Origin of the sequence: Empedobacter sp. UBA7620 (assembly GCF_002484185.1) — a bacterium.
Lineage (GTDB): Bacteria > Bacteroidota > Bacteroidia > Flavobacteriales > Weeksellaceae > Empedobacter > Empedobacter falsenii_C.
Map to the genome: position 1 here is coordinate 1 of NZ_DLJI01000005.1, position 874 is coordinate 874.

The following is an 874-nucleotide window of genomic DNA, read 5'->3' on the forward strand; positions in this document are numbered from 1 at the left end:
GAATTTTCAAATTCAATTGGCTCAATCACCTTTATTGAGTGCTTACGCAGGATTTATTTCTTATGCTGCAATTATTGTAGAAATTGTAATTGTATTATTGCTTTGTATCAAGCGAACACAACAAATTGGGTTGTATGCTTCTTATAGTTTGATGCTCGCGTTTACAGTTTATATCTATCTGATTATTAATTACAGTGATTTTGTCCCATGTTCTTGTGGCGGAATTCTGGAGAAACTTGGATGGACAGAACATTTGATATTCAATCTCGTATTTGTTGGATTAGCTGTAATTGCCATTTACTTAGGTGAATTATTAATGTTTCAAAAAAGTAAACGAAAACTATTTCTTACCTTCTTTGCTATTTCGATTGTTTCAATTGGAAGTGTCATTATGTTATTTCTCACATCTGAACACATCATCAAACAAGAAAATAATTTTACCAGAAGGTATTTACAGCATCCAATTATCGAAGAAAAAGCGATTGATCTAGGCGCTAATTCCTATTATTTTGTAGGATATGAAAATAATACGCTGTATTTAGGAAATTATACTGCTCCACTTGTTTTAACGAGTGTTGATACCAATACAGATCAAATCATTTCCAAAAAGATTGATTTGGACTATAAAGATCATCCTTTTAAATCCATTATGATGCGTGTCAAAAATGGTAGCTTTTATTTGTACGACGGAACAGTTCCTGTTATTTACAAAGGAAAATTAACCAATTTACATGCAGAAACCATCAGTTTAAATGATGCTTTTTTCAATCAATTGATTGTGATTGATTCTACAAGCTTTGCAATTCGTACACAAAGTAGCACAACGAATACGCAGATTTTAGGAAAGCTGAATTTAAACAAACAGCCAAAAATA

At 31.5% G+C, this 874-nt stretch carries 1 protein-coding gene; it reads left to right on the top strand.

All coding sequences use genetic code 11. From position 1 onward, the window contains the following. A partial coding sequence (locus B2217_RS00975) for a MauE/DoxX family redox-associated membrane protein (RefSeq protein ID WP_349680532.1) occupies positions 1-874 on the top strand: 874 nt, incomplete at both ends.